Here is a 6120-nt window from a genome sequence, read left to right as displayed (position 1 = left end):
CCCGCGGCGAACATCGTCTTCAACGTGTCGACGCCGGACGCTGCATCGTTTCGCAAATCGGAGGCCCAGATTACGGGCATGCTGGCGCGGGCTGTCTCGCGTGGCGCCAAAACCTTTTGAGGCAGGAGAAGAACCGGCATGAACGCCTTTCATGACGTGCGGTTTCCGCTGGCTATCTCGTTTGGGGCCACGGGCGGGCCAGAGCGGCGCAACGAGATTGTGCAACTGGTGTCGGGCCGCGAAAAACGCAATGCGCGACAGGCGCTGGCGCGGCGGCATTACGACGCCGGGACCGGTTTGCGCTCGCTCGATGATGTGCATGAAGTGCTTGCCTTCTTCGAGGCGCGGCGCGGCTCGCTGCACGGCTTTCGGTTCCGCGACCCGTTCGACATGAAATCATGCCGGCCTTCGGAGACACCGACAGAGCACGATCAGACCATCGGTACGGGCGATGGCGTGACGGAACGCTTCGCGCTGACGAAGACCCATGGGGAGGGGGCGGAGGCGGTCAAACGCCCCATCACCCATCCAGTGGCCGATACGGTGCTCGTCGCCGTCGACGGTGTGCTGAAGGAAACGTCACTCGACTATGCAGTCGACGGTGAGACCGGTGAGCTTGTGTTCCAGCCCGGGGCCGTGCCGGCTGTGGGTGCAGTCGTAACAGCCGGGTTCGTGTTCGACGTGCCCGTGCGCTTCGATATCGAACGGCTGTCTGTGAGCCTGAGTGCTTTCAGGGCAGGGCAGATCCCCTCGATCCCGCTTGTGGAGATACTTGCATGACATCAACGGGCGAAACATTGGCCGCGCACATTGAAGGGGAGGTCACCAGCCTTTGCAATTGCTGGCGATTGAGCCGGTCCGATGGCACCGTGCTCGGCTTTACCGATCATGACAGGGCGCTCCAGTGCGACGGAACAAATTTCCAGCCGGAGACGGGTTTCACGGCAAGCGAGGCCAGATCGTCGTTCGGGCTTTCGGTGGACACGGTGGACGTGGCAGGAGCGCTTTCCGCCTCTGATATCCGGGAGGAAGACATTCTGTCCGGGCTCTATGACGGTGCAAGGGTCGAGACACTGCTCGTCAACTGGCGGGACCCTTCGATGTTTCAGAGACTGCGTGTTGCCGTGATCGGCAAGGTGACGCAGCGGGATGGAAGTTTCGTTGCCGAGCTGGAAAGCGAGGCCTGGGCGCTCGATCAGCCGAATGGGCGGACCATCGGGCGCGGCTGCGACGCCGAACTTGGGGACCATCGATGCGGCGTGAACCTGAACGATAGTCGCTTTGCGGGTAGCGGCACGCTCCTTCGCGTCGAAGACGGCGGCATCGTGGTTGTTGCGGGGATTGGTGCCTTTGAGACGGGCTGGTTTGACAATGGGGTGTTGACCTGGACCAGCGGTGCGCATTCAGGCCGGAAAGAGCGCGTGGTCAACCATGTGAACGCTGGTGGTGAGGCTCGGCTGTCACTGTGGCGGGAAGCGCCGCTGGCTGGGGATGCGGGAGACGCATTCACGATTGTCGCCGGGTGCGACAAGCGGTTTTCCACCTGCAAGGCGAAATTCCTGAACCAGCGGAATTTTCGCGGGTTTCCGCATCTTCCCGGTGACGATGCAGCCTATAGCTATGTGCGGGACGAGGGTGTCTTCGACGGCAAGGCGCTGGTGAAATGATGCAGCCTCAATTTCCGACAGAAGCGGCCCTGCGAAATGCCATTGTGGAAGAGGCGCTGAGTTGGGTCGGGACACCCTATCGTCATCAGGCAAGCCGTAGGGGCGTGGGCTGTGACTGCCTTGGCCTGCTCCGAGGCGTATGGCGCAATGTTTTCGGCCGCGAGGCCGAGGATCCGGGCGTTTACAGCGCTGACTGGGCCGAATCCGCAGGAGAGGACCGGCTCCTGGCGGCAGCCAGACGGCACTGCCTGGAGGGGGCGCTTTCAGAACCGGGACCGGGCGACATGGTGATTTTTCGCTGGCGCCCGCATCTCCCCGCCAAGCATGTGGGCGTCATGACGGCGGGGGACGCATTCGTGCATGCCTATGAGGGAAGCGCAGTCGTGGTTTCGCCACTCGTGCCGCAGTGGCGCAGGCGCATTGCGGGTGTCTTTGCCTTCCCGATGCCTGCGCCCTCCAGATCCGGAAAGTAGGAACTCATGGCTACACTCGTCTTGCAGGCGGCCGGTGCATTCATCGGCGGCCTTCTTGGCCCTGTCGGCGCGACCATCGGAACCGCCGCAGGTGCCTTGGCCGGCTATGTTGTGGACCGGGCCCTTTTTGGAGGGTCTCAGCACTACGAAGGGCCACGCCTCTCGGCGGCAAGGCCGTTTTCGGGGGAAGAAGGCGCGCCATTGCCCCGGCTCTACGGCACTGTGCGCACCGGCGGGACACTGATCTGGGCGACGCGCTTCGAAGAAACCAGCACCACGGAGCGCCAGGGGGGCAAGGGTGGACCAAAGGTAACGACATACGCGTATTTCGCCAATGCTGCCTTTGCGATCTGCGAAGGGGAAATCGCTGGCGTGCGGCGCATCTGGGCCGACGGGCAGGAGGTGGATCAGAGCAAGGTCAACATCCGGATCTATCGTGGAACCGAGGACCAGTTGCCCGATCCGCTGATCGAGGCGAAACAGGGGGCGGGCAACGCGCCAGCCTATCGGGGAACCGCCTATGTCGTCATCGACCGAATGCCGATCGACGATTATGGGCGGCGCATACCGCAGCTCCAGTTCGAGGTTCTTCGACCGGTTGGCGCGTTGAACGGGAAGATCGGTTCCGTCGCCCTCATTCCCGGTTCCACGGAGTTCGGCCTTTCACCTGATGCGGTAAGAATCCATGAAAGACCCGGACATCATAAAGTAATCAATCGCAATACGCTGGTTGCGGAGAGCGATTTCGAAGCCTCGCTTGACGAGTTGCAGGCGCTGCTGCCCAACCTGAAAAGCATATCGCTGGTGGTTTCCTGGTTTGGCACGGATCTGCGGGCAGGCAACTGCCAGATCAAACCCATGGTGACCACGCATGGCGGGAGCGCTTTCCCGAATCATTGGGGAAACATCTGGTCGCTCATGGGGGTTCCTTCGTCGTTCTCCAGTCACCTGTTCGGCGGTGGCGAAAATGAGAGGTGGCGGGTTTCCAGCCTCATGCGATGGAACGCACCGATCGTCTCATTCACCGAAAACGGTGCCGCCTATGGGGGCACGCCGTCAGACCATACGGTGGTGGCTGCCATCCGGGCAATCAGGGCGCGGGGGCTCAAGGTCTGGCTCTATCCGTTCATCATGATGGATGTGCCTGCCGGCAACAGTCTTCCGAGCCCCGACGGAGCGGCGCATCAGCCGGTCTATCCCTGGCGGGGGCGGATCACGTGCTACCCGGGGCCGGGGCGCCCGGGAAGCGCCGACAAGACGGCAGCGGCTGCCGCGCAGGTAAGCGCTTTGCTCGGCAATGCCGGCACCGCAGAATTTGCGCAGGCAGGTGATACGGTCGATTTCACCGGTGAACCGGAGGACTGGGGCTACCGGCGTTTTCTCCTGCATTATGCCCATCTGGCGGCGGTGGCCGGTGGTGTGGATGGTTTCCTGATCGGTTCGGAACTGCGCGGGCTGACAGGGCTACGGGATCAGAACGGTCAATTCCCCTTTGTCGAAGGCCTAAAGGTGATGGCCAACGAAGTGCGCGGACTTCTGGGGCCGCAGACCACGATCACCTATGGCGCGGACTGGACCGAGTATTTTGGGCATCGTCCTGCCGATGGCAGCGGTGATGTGCTGTTTCACCTGGACGGGCTCTGGGCGGACGATGCCATCGACGCGGTGGGCATCGACAACTACATGCCGCTCGCCGACTGGCGCGACGAGGATTATGCCGGCGACAGCCCGGACGGGTTTTCCGGGCCCTACGACCCGACCGGACTGAAAGCGAACATCGCCGCAGGCGAAGGTTACGACTGGTACTATGCGAGCGAGGCGGACAGGAACGCGCGGCTTCGCACGCCCATCACCGACGGCGCGCACGGGAAACCCTGGGTTTTCCGCTACAAGGATCTGGTTTCGTGGTGGTCGAATCAGCATTTCGACCGTCCAGGTGGTGTGGAGCAGCTCTCGCCAACGGGATGGGTGCCGGCCTCCAAACCGATCATTTTCACCGAGCTTGGCTGCCCCGCGGTCGACAAGGGGCCGAACCAGCCGAACGTGTTCCCGGATGCCAAGTCGTCTGAGAACGCCTTGCCGTACTTTTCAAACGGCGGACGTTCTGACCTGGCGCAGCATCGTCTGCTCGAGGCGCATTATGCCTATTGGGCGCAAACAGGGTCTCACAACCCTGTTTCGCCCGTCTATCAAGGGCCGATGGTCGATCCGAAGATGTTCAGCCTGTGGGCATGGGATGCGCGGCCATTCCCGGCCTTTCCCAATCGCGGCGACATCTGGGGAGATGGTGAAAACTGGGCATGCGGACATTGGCTCAATGGTCGCGCAAGCAGCATGACGGTCGGGGACCTGATCAACGCCATTCTGAAGGACCATGGTCTGGCGCCAGCGGAAACGATGCATGGCGATGGCGCGATCGCGGGTTATGTAGTCGCCAACCCGGCCACCGCACGGGCTGCCATCGAGCCGATTGTCGATCTGTTCGGGATCGGTGCCCATGAGCGGGACGGGGAACTCGTTTTCCGCTCGCTGGGAGCGGCCCTGAAGGATGCTCGGGAAGTTTCGGAGCTGGCAACGGAAGCCGATGGCGCCGTTTTCGAGCGGATACGCGAACCCGACCATGCGTTGCCTGCTGAACTGCATGTGGATTTCCGCCATGAGATGCGCGACCACCAGGCCGCGACGACGCGCGCGGTTCATATCGGCGCCAGAGGACGACGAAAGCATTTTCTGAGTTTCCCGGGCGTATTGGCAGCGCCGGAGGCTGAAAGACAGGCAAAGGACTGGCTTCTGCGCCACTGGGCGGCGCGGGAGGAAGCCCGCTTTGCGCTACCGTTTTCTGCAGGTCGGGTGCAGCCGGGTTCGATCCTGCGTCTTCCGGAGGTTTCGGGGCCGACCCGATATCTGGTCACCGAGGTTGAAGACGGCCTGTTCAGCAGCGTGAAGGCGCGGCGTGTGCACGCCAATCCCGCGCCCGCGGCACGAGCGGCTTCAACGCCACCGGCAGACGATGGCGAGCAGGGCGAAAGCGCTGCCTTCGCGCTGTTGTTGGACCTGCCCTGGCAGCCGGGAACAAGGGAAGCGGAAGAGCAGTTTCGTGTCGCCGTTCACGCAACCCCATGGAGCAGCCACGTCGCGTTCGCCTCACCCGAGGAGAGCGGCTTCGAAATGCGGAGCCGGATTGCCCGGCGTGCCACCATAGGGTTCCTGAGAGAGGGACTGGATGTGGGCGTTTCAGGCCGACTGGACCGGAGCCGGACAATCACCGTGGAGCTTCTTTCCGGCGCATTGGAGAGTGTTTCGCCGGCGCAGCTCGTCAATGGCGCGAACGCGGCCGCGGTGTTCAGCGGGGCCGGAGTCTGGGAAGTGCTGCAGTTCACGTCCGCAGAAGAGATCGAGCCATCGGTATGGCGGCTTGACGGGCTCCTGCGCGGGCAGCTTGGTACCGACGATGCAATGCGGGCCGGTGCCCCGGAGGGGGCGGGATTTATCCTGCTCGATCAGGCCGTGCAGGCCGTGGGACTGCGTGCCGCAGAGATCGGACTTGAACGCCATTGGCGCATAGGCCCCGCCGGCGAGGCGTTTGGCAGCGCCCGATTCTTTCAGATGCGGGCGGCGGGTGGTCTGAGAGCGCTGATGCCCCTGTCACCGGTGCACCTCAGGGCCCGTGAGGCCTCGTCGGGTGCGGTCGTACTTTCCTGGATACGACGTGGACGCATGGATGCCGACAGCTGGCTTGGCGACGATGTGCCGCTTGGTGAAACGAGCGAGCGTTATCGGATCGACATAGCCGGTGACGATGGCGCTCCGCTCCGCAGGGTGACTTCCGAGACTGCGGACTGGACTTACACGCCGGAAATGAGGGCTGCTGATTTTCCGGTGGCGCCGTCTGAAATCCGGTTCACCGTGCGTCAGCTAAGCGCGCAGGTCGGCCCGGGCATACCGGCGGCAGTTTCCGTCGCCGGCTGAGCACCAAAGGA

The 6120-nt window shown here is 63.1% G+C and carries 4 protein-coding genes and 1 pseudogene; all 5 read left to right on the top strand.

The window, feature by feature from the left end; translation table 11 throughout:
* A pseudogene (locus tag JCM21793_RS30175) lies at positions 1 to 120 on the top strand (phage tail tape measure protein); the annotation flags it as partial.
* 18 nt (positions 121 to 138) lie between these two features.
* Positions 139 to 780, top strand: coding sequence for a DUF2460 domain-containing protein (locus tag JCM21793_RS07435; protein ID WP_025029958.1), 642 nt, complete (start codon positions 139 to 141; stop codon positions 778 to 780).
* On the top strand, positions 777 to 1667 hold the full coding sequence (locus tag JCM21793_RS07430; RefSeq protein WP_025029957.1) for a phage/gene transfer agent baseplate hub protein: 891 nt from the start codon (positions 777 to 779) through the stop codon (positions 1665 to 1667). Before JCM21793_RS07435 ends, JCM21793_RS07430 begins: the two co-directional genes overlap by 4 nt.
* Positions 1664 to 2140 carry an NlpC/P60 family protein gene (locus JCM21793_RS07425; protein ID WP_025029956.1) on the top strand — a complete coding sequence of 159 codons (477 nt, stop codon included), beginning with the start codon at positions 1664 to 1666 and terminating at the stop codon, positions 2138 to 2140. The genes JCM21793_RS07430 and JCM21793_RS07425 overlap by 4 nt, the downstream gene beginning before the upstream one ends.
* A gap of 6 nt (positions 2141 to 2146) precedes the next feature.
* Entirely contained in the window at positions 2147 to 6109 is a 3963-nt protein-coding gene (locus tag JCM21793_RS07420; protein WP_025029955.1) for a baseplate multidomain protein megatron, read from the top strand.
* Positions 6110 to 6120: the final 11 nt, after the last annotated feature.

The sequence above is a fragment of the Nitratireductor aquibiodomus NL21 = JCM 21793 genome (genome assembly GCF_000615975.1).
In the GTDB taxonomy this organism is placed as follows: Bacteria; Pseudomonadota; Alphaproteobacteria; order Rhizobiales; family Rhizobiaceae; genus Nitratireductor; species Nitratireductor aquibiodomus.
This window is presented reverse-complemented; position numbering and strand designations above follow the sequence as displayed.